20 protein-coding genes are annotated in these 21,786 nt (G+C 39.2%); 16 read left to right on the top strand and 4 right to left on the bottom strand.

Annotated features, from left to right (window positions below; translation table 11 throughout):
• The first annotated feature begins 2 nt into the window (after positions 1-2).
• The 6 genes from HDEF_RS05530 to HDEF_RS05505 are packed head-to-tail and all read left to right on the top strand — an operon-like array spanning position 3 to position 2,749.
• The gene (locus HDEF_RS05530; protein WP_274376881.1) at positions 3-743 is read left to right on the top strand and encodes an EscJ/YscJ/HrcJ family type III secretion inner membrane ring protein; all 741 of its coding nucleotides are present in this window, start codon (positions 3-5) and stop codon (positions 741-743) included.
• Entirely contained in the window at positions 744-1,322 is a 579-nt protein-coding gene (locus HDEF_RS05525; protein WP_015873668.1) for a type III secretion apparatus protein OrgA/MxiK, read from the top strand.
• Positions 1,279-1,746, top strand: a complete 468-nt coding sequence (locus HDEF_RS05520; protein WP_015873667.1) for an HrpE/YscL family type III secretion apparatus protein — start codon at positions 1,279-1,281, stop codon at positions 1,744-1,746. The genes HDEF_RS05525 and HDEF_RS05520 overlap by 44 nt, the downstream gene beginning before the upstream one ends.
• Positions 1,739-1,999 carry a hypothetical protein gene (locus tag HDEF_RS05515; RefSeq protein ID WP_015873666.1) on the top strand — a complete coding sequence of 87 codons (261 nt, stop codon included), beginning with the start codon at positions 1,739-1,741 and terminating at the stop codon, positions 1,997-1,999. Before HDEF_RS05520 ends, HDEF_RS05515 begins: the two co-directional genes overlap by 8 nt.
• Positions 1,996-2,463, top strand: coding sequence for a hypothetical protein (locus HDEF_RS05510; protein ID WP_015873665.1), 468 nt, complete (start codon positions 1,996-1,998; stop codon positions 2,461-2,463). The genes HDEF_RS05515 and HDEF_RS05510 overlap by 4 nt, the downstream gene beginning before the upstream one ends.
• On the top strand, positions 2,456-2,749 hold the full coding sequence (locus tag HDEF_RS05505) for an acyl carrier protein (RefSeq protein ID WP_015873664.1): 294 nt from the start codon (positions 2,456-2,458) through the stop codon (positions 2,747-2,749). Before HDEF_RS05510 ends, HDEF_RS05505 begins: the two co-directional genes overlap by 8 nt.
• A gap of 62 nt (positions 2,750-2,811) precedes the next feature.
• On the opposite strand, the gene putP is transcribed toward HDEF_RS05505, so the two are convergent.
• On the bottom strand, positions 2,812-4,299 hold the full coding sequence (gene putP / locus HDEF_RS05500) for a sodium/proline symporter PutP (protein ID WP_015873663.1): 1,488 nt from the start codon (positions 4,297-4,299) through the stop codon (positions 2,812-2,814).
• 213 nt (positions 4,300-4,512) lie between these two features.
• Between putP and putA the strand changes: the two genes are divergently transcribed.
• The 7 genes from putA (at position 4,513) to bioD (ending at position 16,605) form a co-directional block, all read left to right on the top strand.
• Positions 4,513-8,337: a trifunctional transcriptional regulator/proline dehydrogenase/L-glutamate gamma-semialdehyde dehydrogenase gene (putA, locus tag HDEF_RS05495; protein WP_015873661.1), complete on the top strand. Its 3,825-nt coding sequence runs from the start codon at positions 4,513-4,515 to the stop codon at positions 8,335-8,337.
• Between the two features lie 279 nt (positions 8,338-8,616).
• Positions 8,617-11,022: a ComEC family protein gene (locus tag HDEF_RS05490; protein WP_100103900.1), complete on the top strand. Its 2,406-nt coding sequence runs from the start codon at positions 8,617-8,619 to the stop codon at positions 11,020-11,022.
• A 15-nt stretch (positions 11,023-11,037) separates the two neighbouring features.
• On the top strand, positions 11,038-12,792 hold the full coding sequence (gene msbA, locus HDEF_RS05485; protein ID WP_015873657.1) for a lipid A ABC transporter ATP-binding protein/permease MsbA: 1,755 nt from the start codon (positions 11,038-11,040) through the stop codon (positions 12,790-12,792).
• A gap of 123 nt (positions 12,793-12,915) precedes the next feature.
• Positions 12,916-13,992 carry a biotin synthase BioB gene (gene bioB, locus HDEF_RS05480; RefSeq protein ID WP_015873656.1) on the top strand — a complete coding sequence of 359 codons (1,077 nt, stop codon included), beginning with the start codon at positions 12,916-12,918 and terminating at the stop codon, positions 13,990-13,992.
• Positions 13,993-15,147, top strand: a complete 1,155-nt coding sequence (locus tag HDEF_RS05475; protein WP_015873655.1) for an 8-amino-7-oxononanoate synthase — start codon at positions 13,993-13,995, stop codon at positions 15,145-15,147.
• A complete protein-coding gene (bioC, locus tag HDEF_RS05470) occupies positions 15,144-15,920 on the top strand; it encodes a malonyl-ACP O-methyltransferase BioC (protein WP_015873654.1) in 777 nt (258 codons plus the stop codon). The genes HDEF_RS05475 and bioC overlap by 4 nt, the downstream gene beginning before the upstream one ends.
• Entirely contained in the window at positions 15,898-16,605 is a 708-nt protein-coding gene (gene bioD / locus HDEF_RS05465; protein ID WP_015873653.1) for a dethiobiotin synthase, read from the top strand. The genes bioC and bioD overlap by 23 nt, the downstream gene beginning before the upstream one ends.
• A gap of 606 nt (positions 16,606-17,211) precedes the next feature.
• Here bioD and yfbR read toward each other — a convergent pair.
• Complete coding sequence (gene yfbR, locus HDEF_RS05460; protein ID WP_015873649.1) at positions 17,212-17,805, bottom strand: 5'-deoxynucleotidase; 594 nt, start codon at positions 17,803-17,805, stop codon at positions 17,212-17,214.
• Positions 17,806-18,099: 294 nt separating this feature from the next.
• Positions 18,100-19,767: a hypothetical protein gene (locus HDEF_RS05455; RefSeq protein WP_015873647.1), complete on the bottom strand. Its 1,668-nt coding sequence runs from the start codon at positions 19,765-19,767 to the stop codon at positions 18,100-18,102.
• Between the two features lie 438 nt (positions 19,768-20,205).
• Between HDEF_RS05455 and HDEF_RS05445 the strand changes: the two genes are divergently transcribed.
• The 3 genes from HDEF_RS05445 (at position 20,206) to HDEF_RS05435 (ending at position 21,422) form a co-directional block, all read left to right on the top strand.
• Complete coding sequence (locus tag HDEF_RS05445; RefSeq protein ID WP_015873644.1) at positions 20,206-20,448, top strand: hypothetical protein; 243 nt, start codon at positions 20,206-20,208, stop codon at positions 20,446-20,448.
• Positions 20,449-20,922: 474 nt separating this feature from the next.
• The gene (locus HDEF_RS05440; RefSeq protein ID WP_015873643.1) at positions 20,923-21,153 is read left to right on the top strand and encodes a hypothetical protein; all 231 of its coding nucleotides are present in this window, start codon (positions 20,923-20,925) and stop codon (positions 21,151-21,153) included.
• Positions 21,154-21,170: 17 nt separating this feature from the next.
• Positions 21,171-21,422: a hypothetical protein gene (locus HDEF_RS05435; RefSeq protein ID WP_123875459.1), complete on the top strand. Its 252-nt coding sequence runs from the start codon at positions 21,171-21,173 to the stop codon at positions 21,420-21,422.
• A 112-nt stretch (positions 21,423-21,534) separates the two neighbouring features.
• Here HDEF_RS05435 and HDEF_RS11515 read toward each other — a convergent pair whose 3' ends face one another.
• Complete coding sequence (locus tag HDEF_RS11515) at positions 21,535-21,726, bottom strand: response regulator transcription factor (RefSeq protein WP_015873641.1); 192 nt, start codon at positions 21,724-21,726, stop codon at positions 21,535-21,537.
• Between the last annotated feature and the right edge of the window lie 60 nt (positions 21,727-21,786).

Here is a 21,786-nt window from a genome sequence, read left to right as displayed (position 1 = left end):
GAATACGTTTCGTGATTTGTTTTTGCTTTATAGGGCTTTTAGTCGGCTGTAAAGAGCAGAATTTGCTCAAAGGGCTAGATCAACAACAAGCCAATGAGGTTTCTGCATTATTATTGCGTCATAATATTCCCGCTCAAAAAACAGACCAACTCAAAGAGGGGTATAGCATCAGTGTGAACCCTGAGGATTTTGTCGCTGCGGTAGGTTTAATTAAAACCTATAATTTACCTTCTAAACCGAGAGTCGAAATTTCTCAAATGTTTCCTGGCGATTCTTTGATTTCCTCTCCTCGACAAGAGAAAGCCCGTTTATACTCGGGCATAGAACAGCGGCTTGAACAATCATTACAAAGCATGAGGGGCATTGTGACAGCCAGGGTTCATGTGAGCTATGACCTTGATTCAGGAGAAGGGGGTCGCAAAACGCCGGCCATACATCTATCTTCATTAGTGAATCACGATCAAGGGATGGATACCAGCTTGTTAATTGGGGATGTCAAACGTTTTTTGAAAAACAGTTTCAATGATTTGGATTATGAAAACATTTCAGTGATTCTGTCAGAACAAGCCCCAATGCAGCACCAGGCGCCCGTTCAAAAAGCAGCTCAAGTTAATTACAGCTTGATTTATACGATGATGGCGTTGCTTTTTTTGATAAGCAGTTTTTTATTATTTACAAAATTCTCCTTCTTAAGAGAAAAGATAGAAAATTTTGTCTCTAAAAGTAAGGAAAATAAAAAATAGATGTTGAAGATCACTGCATTGGATAAAGTGTTATTTGATCCGGTATCCTATTTTCATCACACCTGGTTTCATTTACCTGCGAGATTTAATAGGCCTTCATCCAAATCGATATGGAATGATTTATTAATCGAACAATATGAATTAGAGGTGAAACGCCCGGTGATTAAAAATACCAGTGTGGCAGAAAAATGGTTAACTCATTGGTTCTACCTGCCTCAAATTGCTTTTATTATGGCTTGCCAGAGGCATCGCACTATTTTACTGAAAAAAGGCATGTTATTGCGTTTACCATTATGGGTTCAGCAATTTGCAAAACTTGAAATGGTCGAGGCATTGCCTTATCAATTTAACCAGAAGATGAATTTTTTGCAGTTATTGGCTTACGGTGCGAAAGAATTAAGTTTATGGGAGAAGGAATTGCCTGGAGCAATATCACAAAGAATGCCTTTTTTATTCCCTTTTTCTATGAACGCTGTTTTGGATTTTGATCGAAAAATATCCCCTAACTTATTATTTATCAATTTGGCCATTCAACATGTCAAAAAAAATCCCCAATCTCTCGCCTTTATCGGCGCGTGAAGGCGTATTACTGACTTATGCTCAGATCCAGCAGCATAAGCGCGCCAAAAATATTTTGAATGAAGCATATCGAAATGCAAAAAAAATCATTCGACAGGCAGAAGAAGATGCAGAAAAAATACAGAAACAAGCTTATATGGACGGCTATCAGCAAGGGGTTATGAGCGCTATTAAGCATATAGTAGGGTATATGAATAATACTAAAAATTTAATGCATCAATTAAATCTTGATTTAGAAGATCATGCTCGACAAATTTTCTCTACCGCTCTGGATCATCCTGATATTTTAATCGTTTTACTGGATGAATGGTTAAATACATTGCCTTCACAAAACGAAGGCTCCCAGTCTGTCTTGCATTTGATTTTTCCAGAAAAATCGAAAATCGAAAAAAAAACATGCGGATTTATTACATTTTTTGAATGAAAAATGGAATCATCCCATCAAAATTGAATATCACCCTGCTTCCCGATTCGTCATTAAATATCAAGATCAGATTGCGGAATTCATTCCTGAAGAATTTATGGAGCTGGCCGTCAAACGGTTATTGTTAACTCAGGATACGATGAAAGCGTGCCGTCAACTTTCGCAGGGCAGTTTGGAACAACTTTTTGACTATTTTAAAACCCACTTGCCTGAGCAAGGCACACAAAATGAGGCTGATGAGCTAAAACCATGACCACTCCCATAACCGGAAATTCAAGTCATCCCAAAGTGGATGTCTCTGATAAAGAAGAAAAACCTTATGTCATTTTGGATAACATGGTCAGAGAACTCAGAGAAGAGTTATCAAAGAATGTGACACCTGGAGAGACGCACTCAGCAAGGTATGGCGAATTTCTGCATATCTTTAAAAAATATGAAAAACTTCAGGCTAAGATTCATGAAACAAACAACATTAAGACAACCACAGATGAAAGAATCAATATTCTGTCAGAAAAATTTGAAAAAAATGTGGTTCCCGATGACACAATTGAAACAAGAAAAAAAGCCGCAGAAAGAGCATTGAAGTATGACGAAAATTTAGAAAAATTGATTATGAATACTTTTATTATGCCTTGGCAGCAACAGATGTTTAATGTAGGCAGCTCGGCGACCTTTGACAACGAAGAATGGGGCATCGGTGACAATCAATATGAATAGTTCGTTTCCTGATGGTGATACATTAAACAAAGAGCAAAACACGACTCATCAAATGAGGCGAGAAGCGAGGATTCGTGACATATTAATCGATTGCCTGGGTTGCAATGAGGAAGATATTACACCTGAAAAACACCTGGTGGATGATTTGTATGCGGATTCTGTGGCGCTCATCGATATGGTCATTATGATCAGTGAAAAATTTAAAATTGAAATGACAGAAAAAGACTTTATGCACATTAACACAGTCAAAGATCTTTATCGTTGGACTGAAAATCATTTCCAATAAATCGTCGGAGGAGTCAAATACCCCGAAACGCGATGAGAACATTTGCTGTGTCAATGGAATCATTACTCTGTCACTTTAAATTGTGTTTCTGATTTTTCAAAGCGATCCAGGATTTTTTGATGCGGTTTTTTGCCGTATAAACTGACGAAGTAGATCGTGATAGAAGAAAATAAAAAACCTGGAATAATTTCATATAAACCAAACCATGCGCCTTGCTTCCAGATGATAACGGTGGCCGCGCCCACCAGCATCCCTGTTAACGCCCCATTGCGTGTCATATTCTTCCAAAAGACAGAAATGAGTATCACCGGCCCAAACGCGGCTCCAAAACCAGCCCAGGCATAGCTGACTAAACTGAGAACGCGGTTGTCAGGATCAGATGCAAGGCTGACGGCCACTAAGGCAACCAGCAACACCATAGAACGCCCTACCCATATCAGTTCTTTTTGGCTGGCATTTTGACGGAAAAAAGGTTTATACAAATCTTCAGTTATCGCACTGGAGCACACTAATAATTGGCAGCTCAGGCTGCTCATGACGGCAGAAAGGACCGCGGATAATAAAATACCCGCTATCCAGGGATTAAAGAGTAATTTCGTTAATTCAATAAATACACGCTCTGAATTTTGTGATACGCCTATAGCATTTTCTGGATGCTGTGAAAAGTAAGCAATCCCAAACAAGCCCACTCCGATGGCACCCGTCAAACACAAGATCATCCACGTGATACTAATACGACGCGCTCTGTGAATCGTGTGATGGGAATCGGCGGCCATAAAGCGAGCCAGGATATGAGGTTGGCCAAAATATCCCAAGCCCCAACCAAGAAAAGAAATAATCCCAATACCATTGAGCCCCTCAAACATGTTCAAATTCGCGGCATTTTTCGCTTTTATCATGGCGATGGAAGCATCAAAGCCTCCAACTGATAACATCACCATGATGGGCGTCAAAATTAAAGCAAAAATCATTAACGTCGCCTGAACGCTATCCGTCCAACTGATGGCCAAAAAACCACCAATAAAAGTATAGGCAATCGTCGCGGCAGCACCTAACCACAGCGCAGTTGAATACGGCATCTCAAAGGTGGTTTCCAGAAGACGAGCACTGGCCACTATTCCTGATGCACAATAAATAGTAAAAAAAACCAAAATAACAAACGCGGATATCACTCGTAGAAGCTTGCTTTGATCATTAAATCGATTAGAAAAATAATTAGGTAGGGTGAGAGAATCTTTGTTGACCTCTGTGTGTACACGTAAACGTCCCGCTACGAATAACCAATTAAGATAAGCGCCAATAATTAAACCCACAGCAATCCAGCTACTTGAAATACCATAAAGAAAAATAGCCCCTGGCAAGCCCATTAATAACCAACCGCTCATGTCTGAAGCGCCTGCTGATAAAGCCGTCACCAGGCTTCCTAAACGACGCCCCCCTAAAATATAGTCATTAAAGCTATGAGTGGCTTTATATGCGATGAATCCAATAAAAATCATCCCAAAAATGTAAATCAAAAAAATGACTAGCATTGGCGTGCTTATTGTCATACAAAATCTCCATAATGTAACAAATAGTCCAGAGTGATATCTGGATGTCTTTGAGGCGGGTAGGTATGTTTGTAGGAATGCCTTTATATCATCCATTCTTACGATCAAGCCAGATGAATGACTTGGCAAGACGAAATAATATATATATAAAATGTTTAAGATAGGATCTATATCATCGTTATTTCTTCAAAAAAATAAAAATGGGAATCACAAATGCATAAAAATATCAGCGATATCGAATCTACAGAGCCTATTCACGCGCCTTTTTCTTATTTTTACGATCCGCTTTACACACCATCCGATTTACAAACAGCCATGAATCTGGCTTATCGTCGTCCAGAATCTGACGCAATTCGTGAGTGGCTTGAAGATGCGCGATTGACGCCTGATTTGGCTCAAGCAACCCAAAATTTGGCCTATAGGCTTTGTAAAAATTTACGTGAAAACAAAAATGACCGTCTTTTTTCAGGCATCGTCCAAAATTTATTACAGGAATTTTCTTTATCGTCTCGAGAAGGCATCGCACTGATGTGTTTGGCAGAGGCCCTATTGCGGATCCCTGATAAAAAAACTCGCGATCTGCTGATCAGAGATAAAATCACTCAAGGGGAGTGGGGAGATCATTTGGGTCGTAGCCGTTCTATTTTTGTGAATGCAAGTGCTTGGGGTTTATTACTGAGCCGTCGTTTCGTCAGACAATATTCTGTCTCATCAGAGCTCACCCTTAAAAATGCGCTCAGTCGTGTGATTAAAAAAAGCGGGGAGCCTGTGATTCGTAAAGCATTAAATGTGTCCATCCGTTTGATGGGAGAACAGTTTGTCACGGGTGAAACCATCGAAAAAGCGCTGAAAAAATCCAAAAAATATGAAAATAAAGGATTTCTCTATTCGTATGACATGTTGGGGGAAGCCGCGCTCACAGAAGAAGATGCCAAGGCTTATTGGATGACCTATCACAACGCCATTGATGTCATAGGCGCCGCTTCTAAGCACAGGGGAGTTTATGAAAGTCCTGGAATATCTATAAAATTATCCGCTTTGCATCCTCGTTATACTCGTTCGCAATATAAGGTGCTCGTGGAGGAGCTTTATCCCCGTTTATTATCATTAGCACAAAAAGCACGGCGTTATAACATCGGTATTAATATTGATGCAGAAGAAACAGAACGATTGCCCATCTCGCTGAGTTTTTTGGAAAAATTATGTTTTGAGCCAGATTTAAAAGGTTGGAGTGGCATTGGTTTCGTGATCCAATCCTATCAAAAGCGTTGCCCCTTTGTGATTGATGCTCTGATTGATTTGGCAAAACGCAGCGAACATCGTTTGATGATTCGCTTGGTCAAAGGGGCATATTGGGATAGAGAAATAAAACATGCTCAGGTCGAGGGGCTAAGCGATTATCCTGTTTATACACGAAAACCTCATACCGATATTTCATATTTAGCCTGTGCTCGTAAGTTATTGGCTTTCCCTGAGCTTATTTACCCTCAGTTTGCCACTCATAATGCCTATACTTTGGCCTCCATTTATTATTTAGCTGGAGGGGAAAACTATGCGCCTGAACAATATGAATTTCAGTGTTTAAATGGCATGGGAGAACCCCTTTATCAACACGTGGTTGGGGCTGTGTCAGAAGGTGGACTCAATCGGCCTTGTCGTATTTATGCCCCAGTGGGGAGTCACAAAACATTATTGGCGTACCTGGTCCGCCGCTTATTGGAAAATGGTGCCAATACTTCTTTTGTGAATCGTATTGCGGATTTAAACATACCTTTAGAGCAGCTGATACAAGATCCCGTTGAATGGGTAGAAAAAAAAGCGGCTTCGGAAGGAACGTTAGGGTTGATGAACCCAATGATCCCTCTTCCTCGAGATCTATATCATGACACTTTTTGTGATAAAAAACGTGCCAATGCTTGTGGCGTCGATTTATCTGATGAACAGGTATTAGCCTCTATTTCTGAAGGATTATTCGCCAGTGCCAAAAAGGTGAAAAGCGCTTATCCGATAATAGGGTTAGAGCCAGGAAAAGGAGGGGTTGAAAAAAAAATCTTTAATCCAGCCAATACAGAGGATCTTGTCGGTTATGTCAGAGAAGCCACGTCAAGTGAAGCCATTCGGGCTTTACATTTTGCTTGTACTACACAAGCAGAATGGGCTGAAACTCCGCCTGCTGAACGAGCAGGCTTTTTGTTAAAAGCCGCAGATGCTATGGAAAGCGAAAAAGGCAGCTTGCTTGAGTTGTTAATACGTGAAACGGGTAAAACCCTTGAAAACGCCATCAACGAAATTCGTGAAGCCGTTGATTTTTTACGTTATTACGCTGTGATTGTCGAGCAACATTTTTCCAATAAAACGGAAATCCCTTTGGGGCCTGTTGTCTGTATTAGCCCTTGGAATTTTCCGCTGGCCATTTTTACAGGGCAGGTAGCCGCCGCCCTGGCTTCAGGTAATTGTGTGTTAGCAAAGCCCGCAGAGCAAACGCCTCTGATCGCCACTGAAGTCGTTCGTATTCTTTTTGAAGCTGGGGTTCCTCGAAAAGCATTGCAATTATTACCAGGGGCGGGCGAATCTATCGGGAGCTTATTGGTGAAGGATCCGCGTGTGGCGGGCGTGATGTTCACAGGCTCGACCTCAGTGGCTCGTTTGATACAAAACCATCTTTCAGAACGTTTGAATAAAAAGAACCATCCCATTCCTTTTATTGCCGAAACAGGTGGATTAAATGCCATGATCGTCGATTCTTCGGCCTTAACGGAACAGGTGGTCACGGATGTGATGAAATCGGCTTTTGATAGTGCCGGTCAACGTTGTTCCGGCTTGCGTATTCTTTGCCTTCAAGAGGACATTGCTCATAAAACGTTACATATGTTGCGGGGAGCGATGGCCGCGTATCGTGTGGGAAACCCTGAGCATTTTTCCACCGATATAGGGCCTGTGATAGATGCCCGGGCAAAAGAGATGATTGAAGGTCATATTCAAGCGATGAAAGAAAAAGGGCGAACCGTTTATCAGGCCGCTCATTTGAATAAGTTAGATAAAAACACGGATTCGAAGGGGTATTTCATCAAGCCAACTTTAATTGAACTCGACACGTTTGACGAATTACAAAAAGAAATTTTTGGGCCTGTGCTCCACGTGGTTCGTTTTAAACGCACGGATCTCATGACTATGGTGGATAAAATCAATGCCACAGGTTATGGCTTAACATTAGGCATCCAAAGTCGTATTGATGAAACCATTTCTGAAATAACGGCCCGTGCAAAAGTAGGAAATATTTACGTGAATAGAAATATGGTCGGCGCTGTGGTAGGGGTACAACCTTTTGGGGGCGAAGGCCTTTCTGGGACGGGGCCTAAGGCTGGGGGCCCACTTTATCTATATCGGTTGTTGGCGTCTCGTTCCAATAAAGCCTTAAATCAGACTCTGCTTCAACAAACAAAGGAGCAAATATCGGATGTGGATCAAGATAAAACAAGGCTAAACGCTCAAGAGGCTTTTAAAGAATGGTTGCGAGAACAAGACAAATCAGAATTATTAGAGCTCGCTCAAGAGTATATGAAATATACAGTATCGGGTCAGGCTTTTCTTTTGTCTGGTCCTACTGGGGAATCTAACACTTATCAACTCTGTCCTCGTGAAAAAGTGCTCTGTTTAGCAGATGACGAAAAAGATGCTTACATTCAGCTCACTGCTGTTTTAGTCGTTGGAAGCCAAGTGATCTGGCCGAAAAAAAATCTCCAAACTCAATTTTTTGCGAGTCTGCCGCCCTTGGTCCAACAGCGTATCAGCTTTGCTGACAATAACGACTGGTCCTCTGATAGCCTGTTTTTTGATGCGGTTATCCATCATGGAGATCATGAGACACTGACTGTTTTGTGTCAACAGTTGGCCAAAAGATCAGGCCCTATCGTTTCTGTTCAAGGCTTATATCAAGGAGACCCACAGATTCAATTAGAAAGGCTTGTCATTGAGCGTTCTTTGAGTATTAACACCACTGCAGCAGGAGGTAATACTTATTTAATGACGATGAGTTAAAAATTAAAAATAATAAAAAAAGAGAGCCCAAAAAAATCTGCTTATATGTAAAACACCTCATTCAAATTGCGATTTTTGCGATCAACATCCCCATTTTTTTTATTTTTTGTAAAATTAAAAAATAAAATTCGATCTCGATCTCAATATTTTAATCATTAAGTAGAAATTATTTTTTAATCAGTAGATAGTCTTTTTGTTATAAAAAATTCTGTCATTAGAGCGGGGTTTTATTGAGTCTGATTAAAAAAAATTTTATTAAAATTTAAATAAAACATATGGATGAATATCTATTTCATTAATCAAAATCAATGGAAGCCGCTCCAGGTTTTTGGATATACCATCATTAAACAAGCAAGAGAGATTATTAATTTATCCATAGATAAAGCGGCCTTTGCCATTATTTTAGGTATTTGTCCTCTTATTTTTTTACCAAAATTACCTGAACAAAAATTATTATTTTATTTTTTAATATTGTTTTTATTGCTGAATATAACAAAAAATTTAACCTGTCATTTTTTAGCTCTCGTGAGCATCAGCTTTTTGTGGGGATGTTTGCATGCCAAAACGTTATTAACACAGGTGGATTTTCTCACTCAAGGTCAGAAAAATATCGTTGCAATAGTTAAAAGCGTGCAATTGCAAAAACACCATCAAAAAAATGAAAAGCCAAGAGTTTTATTACGTATTCACAAATTAGAAGGGAAGTATTTATTTCCTCCGATTTTTGTATCTGTCATTTGGAATGACCACTTGCCGTCGTTTTGCTCAGGCCAAAAATGGCAACTTAAAGTTCGAATGCGCGCAATACACAGCACTCTTAATGAAGGGGGGTTCGATAGTCAACGTTGGGCTGTGGCCAATAAACAACCTTTATCCGGAAAATTAATCTCTGCTAAACCTATTGATCTGCAATGTGATATGCGACAAAAAATGATCAGCGGTGTGAAAAACAGTATCAATATTTATGATTACGTCCGTATTCTGATCGCATTGGCTTTTGGTGAGCGAAAATTACTGAATAAAAATGATTGGGAACAATTGAAAAAAACTGGCACCGCGCATCTTATCGCCATTTCCGGTATGCATATTGCCATGGCGGCTCTTTTCGGTGCTTTATTTGCACGAGCCTTACAGTTTTTCTTCCCTATAACCTGGATACGGCAAGGCTTCCCACTCATGATGTCATGGTGTTCAGCCTTATTTTATATGTGGCTCGCCGGGGCCAGTGCCCCCACATTAAGGGCGATGCTGGCATTAACATTGTGGCTACTGTTAAGCGTTTTTAGAAAAAAATGTACGGCATGGCAAGTCTGGTTATGGACTGTGAGTTTGATTTTGATCATTGATCCTTTGGCCATTTTGTCAGATAGCTTTTGGTTATCTTGTTTTGCAGTAGCCGCTCTGATTTTTTGGTATCAGTGGGTCCCTTTAAGATTGTCTGAAAATCGTACCTGGTACCAATGGCTGCGGCAATTATTAATGAAATGGCTTCATTTACAATTAGGTATGATGTTACTGCTCCTGCCTATTCAAGTGGCATTATTTCACGGCATCAGCCTGTCTTCTTTGATAGCCAATTTATGGGCTGTCCCTATCATTTCGTTTATCACGATCCCTGCCATCTTATTAGCATTTTTAACTACCTTTATCCCTTTTATTGCTTCAATTTTTTGGTTTTTAGCGGATTTTTCTATCGGCCTTGTTTTTTCTCCTTTATTATTTTTATCTAAGGGCTGGTTATCCATCAGCAAAGCAGGGCAACTCATCAGTTACAGTGGTTGGTTGGCTGTCATTATTTGGCGTTTTCAATTTTGGAGGAGTCACCACATCATATCAGTTGTTATATTTTGTATTCTTTTATGGATATTTACTGAACGCTCTGAATATAAAAGATACAAATGGCGGGTAGATATGCTGGATGTTGGCCATGGTTTAGCGGTGGTGATTGAGCGTGGAGGAAAAGCCACCATATTTGATACTGGAGTGCGTTGGAAGACAGGCAGTATGGCATCTTCAGTGATATTGCCTTATTTAAACTGGCGTGGACTGGAACTTGAACATATTATTCTCAGTCACGATCATAATGACCATATAGGCGGCTTATATGAACTGTTAAAATTTTTCCCAAAAGCAAAGGTCACAGCCCCTTTTAATCCCTTAAAAAAATCAGATTTGATCACTTTTTCAGTTTGTAGCGAGGGCAATCAATGGGAATGGCAAGAGCTCAATTTTGAAGTATTTTGGCCTAAAAAACGCGAAAAAAACGCTAAGAATAACGATTCCTGTGTCATTCGGATTGACGATGGTCAACATAGTTTATTGCTCAGCGGTGATTTAGAAGCTAAGGGTGAATATCAACTCATTCAACAAGCGGGCCATAAATTGGCCTCTACTTTTTTACAAGTACCTCATCATGGTAGTAAAACGTCATCCACCTCACCTTTTTTAAGGGCAGTGAAGCCTACTTTCGCTTTCGCTTCGGTCTCTCGTTATAATCAGTGGCATTTACCAGCACAAAAAATAATCAAACGTTATCAAAAAAATCATATTTTATGGCGAGACACTTCTGTTTCTGGGCAATTGACCGTGTTTTTTTTTGATAAAACGTGGAAAATTCGGGGTTATCGCGAAGAATTCATGCCTCGTTGGTATCATCAACCACTTGGTGTTTTCAAACATCAATAAGCTTTGGATATTTTAATGATAACTGATCAAGATCTCTCTACGTGGCAAACCTTTCGTCGCCTTTGGCCAACCATAAATCCTTTTAAAATGGGTTTAATCGTTGCCGTTGTCGCATTAATTGTTAATGCGGGCTGTGATACTTTCATGTTGTCATTGCTAAAGCCTTTATTAGATGATGGGTTTGGTAAAACGAATAGTACAATAATGACTTGGATGCCATTGATGATTATTGCTTTAATGTTTATGCGTGGCACGACAAGCTTTATTTCAAATTATTGTATTTCCTGGGTATCAGGAAAAGTCGTCATGAATATCAGGCGCCGTTTATTTAGCCATATGATGGCCATGCCAGTCACATTTTTTGATCAGCAGTCTATTGGCACTTTATTGTCCAGGATTACTTATGATTCAGAACAGGTCGCCTCTTCTGCTTCCAGTGCTTTAATTACCCTCGTGAGAGAAGGGGCCTCTATTACTGGTCTATTTGTCATGATGTTTTATTACAGCTGGCAATTATCAGTGATCCTTATTGTTATTGCCCCTATTGTTTCAATCATCATACGAATAGTATCTAAACGTTTTAGAAACATCAGCAAAGATATGCAAAATACGATGGGTCAAGTCACTGCTACTGCAGAACAAATGCTTAAGGGGCACAAAGAAGTGTTGATCTTCGGTGGCCAAAAAACGGAAAGAGAGCGATTTAATAAGGTTAGCAATGATATGAGGCAACAAGGCATGAAAATGGTTTCAGCTTCATCCATCTCTGATCCTATCATTCAGTTAATTGCTTCTTTTGCATTGGCGTTTGTCTTATATGCAGCGAGTTTTCCTTCAATAATGGAAACCTTAACAGCGGGTACCATTACCGTGGTTTTTTCCTCCATGATAGCTTTAATGCGTCCTCTGAAATCTTTAACGAATGTGAATGCTCAATTCCAGAAAGGCATGGCCGCCTGTCAAACTCTATTTTCCATTTTGGATATGCAACAAGAGCAAGATTCAGGAACATTAGAAATCAAACGATCAAAAGGTGAAATTGAATTTCGTAATGTCACTTTTTATTATACGGGGAAAAATACCCCGACCCTTATTGACATCAATCTACATCTTGAATCCGGGAAAATGGTGGCTTTAGTAGGTCGCTCTGGTTCAGGTAAATCCACTATTGCTAACCTATTAACTCGTTTTTACGATGTCAGTTCTGGTCATATTTTAGTAGACGGTTGTGATTTGCGTGATTATAAGCTGAGGTCTTTACGTAATCAGATTGCATTAGTGTCTCAAAATATTCATCTTTTTAATGATACGGTAGCAAATAATATTACTTACCCTTTTAATGAACACTACAGTGATGAAGAAATAGAAAAAGCTGCACGTGTATCTCATGCTATTGATTTTATTAAAAAAATGGATCGAGGACTCCATACTCTTATTGGAGAAAACGGGGTTATGTTGTCAGGAGGAGAGCGTCAGCGCATCGCGATCGCACGAGCGGTATTACGTGATTGCCCCATCTTGATTCTTGATGAAGCCACTTCAGCGCTAGATACAGAGTCAGAAGGAATTATTCAAGAAGCCTTGGAACAATTAAAAAAAAATCGGACTTCGTTAGTGATTGCTCATCGGTTATCAACGATTGAGAAGGCAGATGAAATTTTGGTGATAGAAAATGGTTGTATTATTGAACGAGGGCGACATTTTGAATTGCTGGCTCAAAAAGGCGCTTATGCTCAACTTAATCGCCTCCAGTTTGGGAATATTTCATGATCGAGTTGTTTTTTCTTTAACCAATCCTTTTTATTTTACAGGAGCCCACTTTCACGTCGCAAACTGGTCAGATGTCAATTAAACTGCTCAGACTTTTTCTATTATTTCTTTTGGAGAAGCCAGATGCCAAAACAGGTAACATGGACCTTGCAAAAAGCTCAGGCGTTTTTTGAGCAACCCCTGCTTGAGCTTTTATTCACTGCCCAGCAGATTCATCGTCAACATTTTGATCCCCAGCAGGTACAAATTAGCACTTTATTATCTATAAAAACCGGTGCCTGCCCTGAAGATTGTAAATATTGTCCGCAAAGTGCGCGTTATCGCACGGGTCTTAAAAGCGAAAAATTAATGCAGGTGGAACAGGTTCTGGCTTCAGCGCGTCAAGCTAAAGCCGCAGGGGCGACTCGTTTTTGTATGGGTGCGGCCTGGAAAAATCCTCATCCCAGGGATATGCCCTATCTAGAACAGATGGTGAAAGGGGTGAAAGCCATGGGGATGGAAACCTGTATGACACTTGGAACCTTGGACAAAACCCAGGCAGATCGCCTCGCGAACGCCGGTTTGGATTACTACAATCATAATTTAGATACTTCTCCTGAATTTTATTCGAGTGTGATCACAACCCGTACCTATCAAGAGCGTCTCGATACCTTGGATGAAGTCCGTCAAGCAGGGATTAAAGTGTGTTCTGGAGGGATTATTGGGATGGGAGAAAGCCCCAAAGACCGCGCCGGTTTGTTGGTACAGCTCGCAAATTTATCGCCTCCGCCTGAAAGTATCCCTATTAATATGCTGGTCAAGGTGAAGGGAACCCCTTTTGAGCATAAAGAAGATTTGGATGTGTTTGATTTTATACGGACCATCGCGGTTGCGCGTATTATGATGCCTGCTTCTTATGTTCGTCTCTCTGCAGGCAGAGAAAAAATGAACGAACAAACACAAGCCCTGTGTTTTATGGCCGGCGCCAATTCGATTTTTTATGGCAGTAAATTGCTGACCACGTCAAATCCATCGGAAGACAAGGATGTACAGTTGTTTCGTCAACTAGGATTAAATCCACAATGGACTCAAGTAAAAACCGCTCCGCCTGAAAAAATTTTCGTCAACACCCTCTCAGAAAACTCGTCTCTTTTTGCACAAAACCAGGAAGTTGAGCAAAAAGAAGATGCCTCTTCTTTTTTTTATAATGCAGCCATTTAAATGAGCTGGCTGAAAAAAATAGATCAGGCCTTACAAAAAAGGCGGTATCAGGGGCTTTATCGCACTCGGTTCGTTAATCAAACAGGTACAGGTCGGTGGTTACAGATCAACGATCGGCGCTATCTCAATTTTTCAAGCAATGATTATTTGGGGCTCAGCCAGAATAAAGAAGTGATCAAAGCCTGGCAAAAAGGAGCAGAACAGTATGGCGTCGTCAGTGGCGGATCGGGGCATATTACAGGATATACAAAGCCTCATGCTGTGTTTGAAGAAACTCTCTCAGACTGGCTGGGTTACCCGCGCGCACTGTTGTTTACTTCTGGCTATAGTGCCAATCAAGCTTTATTGGCTGCGCTGCTGGAGCCAGGCGATCGGGTTTTGGCGGATCGTTTGAGCCATGCTTCTTTACTGGAAGGAATGCTCTATTCCGCTACTCGATTTTTTCGCTTTGAGCATAATCAAATCGATTCATTACAAAAACACTTAAAAAAGCCTTGCTCTGGAGAGACCTTAGTGATCACCGAGGGTCTGTTTAGTATGGACGGAGATTCAGCGTCTCTGGGCCTCTTACATCAACACAGTAGCGCGGCGGGTGCCCTATTATTAGTAGACGATGCGCATGGTATAGGCGTAAAAGGCGTAGAAGGGAGAGGGAGTTGCTGGCAAGAGGGAGTCAAACCGGAACTGCTGGTGGTCACTTTTGGAAAAGCCTTTGGTTTAAGTGGTGCTGCGATTTTGTGCTCAGAAGATCTTGCACAGTACTTCTTACAATTTTCACGACATTTAATCTACAGCACGGCGATGCCGCCAGCTCAGGCTTACGCGTTGTCGGTGGCGTTAAAATGCGTGCGAGAAGGGAATCATTTGCGTCAACAGCTTCAAGCAAATATTGTGCGATTTCGCCAGGGAATGCAGGGTTTCAGGAATCTATTGAGCACTTGTAGCGATTCTGCTATTCAACCCATTTTTTTTAAACATCGACCATCAATACAAGAAGTGGCACTGAAATTACGTGATTATGGGCTATGGGTGCCTGCAATACGCCCTCCTACAGTGCCGAAGGGGACAGAAAGACTGCGTATTACGATCACTGCAGCACAGGAATTTGATGATATTGATCGGTTATTGGAAGGAGTTCACTTGGTTTTATTATGATCTCAAAAAATTTTTTCATTGAATCGGTTAATAAAACCGCTATTGCTTCAGCCTTCAGCCGAGCTGCTCATAGCTATGAGCAAGCCGCTTCATTGCAAAAAGAGGTGGGCTTTCGTTTGTTACAGATGACCGGAGATATTAAAAAGTCTTGGGTGCTTGATGCGGGTTGCGGTACAGGATATTTCAGTCAATTTTGGCGCCAAAAGGGAAACAGGGTATTGTCACTGGATTTGTCTTTTGAGATGTTGAAAAAAGCGAAGAAAAAATCAGCGGCACAGGCTTATTTATTAGCAGATATTGAACATCTGCCTATTTTAGATCAAAAAATAGATCTGTGTTTTAGTAATATGGCGATTCAATGGTGTGATGATTTAAAAGTAGTTTTAGCAGAATTTCATCGAGTGACTCGATCTGGGGGCGTGATTTTATTTTCAACTCTGGCCATGGGTTCCCTTAAAGAACTTGCTCAAGCGTGGCAAAAGGTGGATGAGGAACCACATATTAATCGTTTTTTATCCTTCGAGGAAATCCAGCAGATCTGTACTCCTTATCACTCTGAATTAAAAATGTGCTTATCTAAAGTGTGTTTTCCTGATCTGAGATCACTCATACAGTCTTTAAGAGGTGTTGGGGCGACTCATTTACATCGAGGGCGTAAAGTGGGCTTAAGCAGTCGTGCACGCATCCAAAAACTGGAAAACGCTTATCCTGTCAAGTTCGGAGAGTATCCGCTCAGTTATCAATTAGTGTATGGGATTATTTATCGTGATTAAGTCTTGGTTTATAACCGGGACAGATACACATGTGGGTAAAACCTTTGCCAGCTGCGCATTATTGCAAGCCGCGGCTCAACAAGGCCATCTTACCGCGGGATATAAACCAGTCGCTTCAGGAAGCCAAATGACGCCAGAGGGACTCAGAAATCAAGACGCGATATTTTTGCAAGCCTATAGCACTCAAAAATTTACGTATGAACAGGTCAACCCCATCACCTTTTTAGAGGCTACAGCTCCTCATATTGCCAGCCGATCAGAAAGAAAAAAAATCACCCTCTCTGACTTATCTCAGGGATTGAGGCAATTAGAACGTTCAGCCGATTGGATATGCATTGAAGGAGCTGGCGGTTGGTTCACGCCTCTATCGGACAGCATCACCTTTGCAGACTGGGTTCAAAAAGAAAAGTTAAAAGTGATCATGGTGGTGGCGTTAAAACTGGGCTGCCTTAATCACGCGCTCCTTACAGATCAGGCCATTCGTCAAGCGAATCTTCCATTAGCGGGCTGGATAGCCAACACACTTTCCCCCGCTATGGATCGCCAGGAAGAATATCTCTCAAGCTTGGAAAAAAGATTAGCATCGCCATTATTAGGTGTGATCCCTTACCTTCCTATTGATTTGAAGGATACAAAAAAAAATCATCTTGCTGATTATCTCAATATTTGTTTATTAAATGAATAATATTAAAACGTGATTTTAATGAATGAACCGGGTAGTCTTTATTAATCTAATAAGCAAGACAGTTAATATCACAAATATGAATAAAAAAATTCAAATTAATATGAAAAAATTTTAAAAAATAAAAAAATTTTTGTAAAAAAAATTAAGTATTTTTATCAGTTTTAATCACAGATAGAGGGAATAGAGTTATCCACCATTCCTGTGGATAACCTTGTGTATTATCCATAAATAAATGCTCAAAAGCCAAGCTAGAAAGGGTTTCTTTTTAGATTGATGTTATTCTGTCCTGATTAAAAAATATTTTTAATAACAATAAATTAATAAAAATCAAGCGATAATCTTTTTGAAAAAAAGTTTTACAAAATTATTTTCTTTTTTATAAAAATGTAGCGTTCAGGACAGTTTCTGATTTGTGTTAAAAGATCATAATCAGTGAGATTCAAGTTTCTCAATTTAAAAGAGGCAAATGATGGCGATCGAACCGCTCCTTGGCTATCAATCCTTAGCTGATCTTATAAAATGCATTTTTAAAAAACTCGATAAAACTTTTTTGGGTGATTTATAAATCCTCTTTTTTAGAAGAGGTCAGTAGGTTTTCTAAGCAGTTTATTCAGAATTTTGCTCACTGATTTGATCCAGAGATAACGAAAAACTAGGAAGAAAGTGGTTCATAAAATAATCCATTTCAGGACTATTTATCATTTTGAGTTTTTTTTCTAGCCGTTTTTTTGCTTGAATAAACTCGTTGTTACCTGCTGATAATTCCTCTAAACATTTGATATAAGCGCATAAAGAATCGGCCTGTTTTATTAACATTTTTTCTTCTTCAGTTTGGTAGCTGTCATCTAATAAACTGTGAAAATCTTCTTGTAACTCAACGGGTAACATGTTGATCAATTGTTGTTGTGCGATTTTTTCTATTTTTTTATACGCATCAGAAATATCATCATTATAATATTTGATGGGTGTAGGAAGGTCACCCGTGATCACTTCACTGGCATCATGGTAGATCGCTAATAATGCAATACGTTCAACATTGAGATGGCCTTTGAATTGACGATTTTTGATGATAGCGATGGCATGAGCGACAAAAGCAACTTGTAAACTGTGTTCAGAAACATTTTCAGTACGTACATTACGCATTAATGGCCAACGATTAATGAGCTTTAACCTGGATAAATGTGCAAAAAAATGACTCATAGAAAATCTTTTCCATTTTATTCATGTTTTAATTGATAGGGAAACGCTGAAGAACTGAGAAATAAATTTGATATTAGGCGCGAACAGTGTCATTTCTAAAAATAATCTGATAATGAAGACTGAGTTTAGACAGAATTTTTTCCCTAATGGTAATCACATTCATCTGGGTTAAAAAGTCAGCGCGTCTTGTCCATTTCGTTTTCACTTCACTATTCACCTAAAAAATGATGGAGCATAGCATAGACTACTTTTGTCGGTTCTTCAGCGTTTTTATATTTAAAAATACGATTTCAATCACAATTGAGAGAACCAATCACTGGTTTCAATGATATTCGAATCGTTGCCAGAATTTTCGATAATTTTATTGACATTTGCTAATAAATTAACCTTCACTTGCTCAAATGTATTTTGATTAGGATATGTAACGTTTATCACTGTGTTTATCTTGTTGCCCTTTTTATCATTAATTTCAAATGTGACTGATTGAATTTTATCTTTATCGTCTGCTATGAGAACATAATCAATCACCTTTGCTGTTACTGTTTTAAACGCAACCAAAGTCTGCTGTTCTTTTAGTGTTCGGAAAAATGTTTCACCATCAGTTGCATAGCCTTTCAATTGATTGATTGCTTGATCAAAATTCGTTATACCCGGAAAGGTAATCGAGGTTTGTTTATTCTCCTTATCAGTAAGCTGAAATGTCACTGACTGGATTTGTTCAAACCCATTATCATCCTTGGTTAAAGTATAATCAGTGACCTTTCCAGTCATCTCTTTTTCTAATTTAAAGGAGATGTTTTGTTCTTTCAAGGCACGGAATAAGTAGCTTGATTCATTATGCCAAGCCACTTTCCAGCTATTGGCATCAATAATTTCTTTTTCGTCAAACTCTCCTTCAAAAAATTCATTATAATAAACTAAATAATCCTGGCTCGGTTGTGTAAAGTTATATCCAAACGCTGGCCAAACTTCATGTAAGTTATCCATAAAATCTCGAAAATCCTTGTAGGTGTTCACTGCCTTGGTACCTTTGTTAGGATCGTAAAATGACCAGATGCCGGGATCTTCTTTGTTTTTTTTATGGATGCTAATAACCATAGCGTGATTCGGTGACCCGAAATGAATAAAAGTGTTTTTATTGATTTGGCGTAGTCTATCCATAAAGGATTGATAGCTATCAATGCAAAAATCTTTTGTGGAATGGTTAATCTTGTGATTTGAAAAAAGCCCACTTTTATTCAACTGATCAATGTAGGCTTTTTTGGCCGCATCGCTGTTTAAAGGTAAGCACTGACTAAAGTGTAGCGATAATACATCTTTAAGCATGGGACCTAATAACTGACGGTAGTAACGATTAAGTAACTGATTTTTTACAGCATTAATGCTGGCGTCTTTCCTTGAAACTGTTTTGGAATATTGATCCGCAATATACTCAAGCATGAGCATATACTTCCTCCCACCGCCTGGTCCATGAACCCGTTCTTCCATGAGATAACGTGCAGATAAACCAAGACAGAGTCCTTGCAAGAAATTTTCTGCGTTTTTCTTATCACCATTAGTCATTAATACTTCAGCTATTTCTGGGATGATATCCTTAAGCTTATGAAGTAAAGCAGGACCTTGGTTGAAATCAAATGAATACTCTTTGTTTTCAATTCCATCTAATTCTTGATAGTAATGATTTATTTGTTGTTGTGCTTGTTGTTGTGCTTGTTGTTGTGCTTGTTGTTGTGCTTGTTGTTGTTTGATTGCTTTTTTCTTTGCTGGAGTGGTTAAAAGCCATTTTATATTTTTAATAAATTGCTTTTTGTTAATAAGACCCTTACTGGTTTTTTGTTTAAGAGCCACAGGCGTATTAGTGACTGAAACACAGGCTAACCTTTTCTTAGGATTATCTTCTGTTTTAGGCAGAACTTGATTTATATGGTGCGCATTTCTTATTCCAAATATATTACCTGGCATGATAAAAAATCACTCTTTATAGTGTGTCATTCTTCTGTAATTTAAAATTTAAAATTTAAAATTTAATAATTTAGTTTTTAATTTTGGCCTTTTTAATTCAAAAAGATTTTATTAAATTTAATTTAAAGAAACGTCAAATAAAGTTTCTTTTTGTAATTTTTAATTTATTAATTAAATTAATTAGCAGTGGATACAGTGCGGGGTAAAATAATCTTGATTATCAGCTATGGAAGTGTTAACAAAGTCAATTAAAGATTTTAATCCAAGCAATGGCGAAGAAAGAAAAGAAGGTGACATCAAGTTTATAAAAGCGTAAAGCCCTGCTTTTGTGTTTTTTTATTTTGCCAAAAAAACGTTCAATAGCAGAGAGGGGAATCATCATATTGATTTTGTTCACAGTGGCATCGCAAACACGTTTTAAATTTTAGGCGTTTTTATATGAATGTTAATCCGTCTGATGCAAATCAGCCCTTACTTAAAGATGATAAAGTTTACAATGACTCAAAAGGCAGACCTGTTGGCATCGCCACTCAAATAAACAAAGTGACCAATTGTGTCACAGATCCCAAAACAGATCCCACAAAAATTCCACCCATGACACCTGAAGATAAAAGAAAAATGGACGAGATTTTCAACCGCTGTTTTGCTGCTGGGGAAGCATTATTAGACCTCAAAAAGTAATCAGTTAGAGCTCATTATCCTACCCCTTAGCGGCTTCAGGCCACTCTAACTTCCCCCACCTTGGGGTCGGACGCGCTAGGTTTTCCAAGCGTGAAGGGTTTGGGTTTCTTCAAGCGCTCTGCCGAGAAAAACAAAGGCTCAGGCAAAAGACAACTCAAACCATCATCGTCCCCTCTCCGCTTCGAAAGCCTATACAGCATCGCCTTCATCGCATCGCGACCCCTCGAAGGGGAAATAAAGTGGCCTTAAGCATCAGGGGGATTAAAGTAAGCACCGGCATCTGGCACCCCGGCGGATTTTCTTTTTTAGGGTTCTGAAAACTATCCCTTCTTTAATTTTACCTTCAAAACAATTCCATTCTCGTGTTTTTAATCTCGTCACAACAATATTTAAGTTATTTACTGATATTTTTATGATTTATTTTTTTGATTAAATGTAAAGATAGAACAAGCCACTCGCCTAATAGATGTCCGCTTGCTTTCTTGTAGTGGCGCTGATAGAGAAACAGAGACTTCTTTTGATAAAAAAGCATTATTAGCCAACTCAAAAACTTTAGATGGAAAAAGTCCACTTGGACAAAATATGGCAAATGTTTTTGCTCGAGAAGGCGTTAGTAATGTCAGGGTGCAGGCGTATCATGGTGTAGGGATTATGCGTTGTTCAAGGACACAATGCTTTGATGGCAGAATTTCAAAAGTCAATTGAAAGTAGTAAGCAACGTATTGAATCTTATAAAAGAAAAAGCAGAAAGAAAAAGAGAGTCCTTAAAATTCAACTTAGATATGGAGCAACTGAAAGAGAAAAATAAGGCAGCAATAGCAAAATTAGAGAAACCAAAAAATAATATTCTTAAAAATCAGCGTATTGATGAAAAAATGATGCTGTACAAATTCGATGCCTGTCGCTATGGCTCAATATTTCATGACGACACTATGCAGGAACTGGCGTTTATGAAGAGAGTCTTATGTGGATAAAAAAATCGGGTTTACACTTCTCCCTAATTCCATTTTTATCTTCAACGAAGTTTTTATTAGAATGTGATTAACACGGCTGATTTTATATACATCCACAGAGAAACCCTCCGCATTACCAAAAAAATTGTACCCCTTGTCTCAACAAATTTTTCGGAACATAGTGATTGAGTCCATTTGTGTGACAATATTCTATCAATCCAGAGAGCGAAGTGACCCCTGTTTTTTCATAAATTCTTTGTAATCTATTCTCGATAGTTCTATGAGATAAGCACAACTTTGTCGCGATCTCTTTATTGGAGTTCAAGTCCCCTTATCGCTCAAGTCAGTCGTGATTTTTTGTTGACAGGGTTCAATTTTCGGCTGA

Source organism: Candidatus Hamiltonella defensa 5AT (Acyrthosiphon pisum), assembly GCF_000021705.1.
Lineage (GTDB): Bacteria > Pseudomonadota > Gammaproteobacteria > Enterobacterales > Enterobacteriaceae > Hamiltonella > Hamiltonella defendens.
Note: the sequence above shows the minus strand (reverse complement) of the source record. Positions and strands in the feature narration are given on the sequence as shown.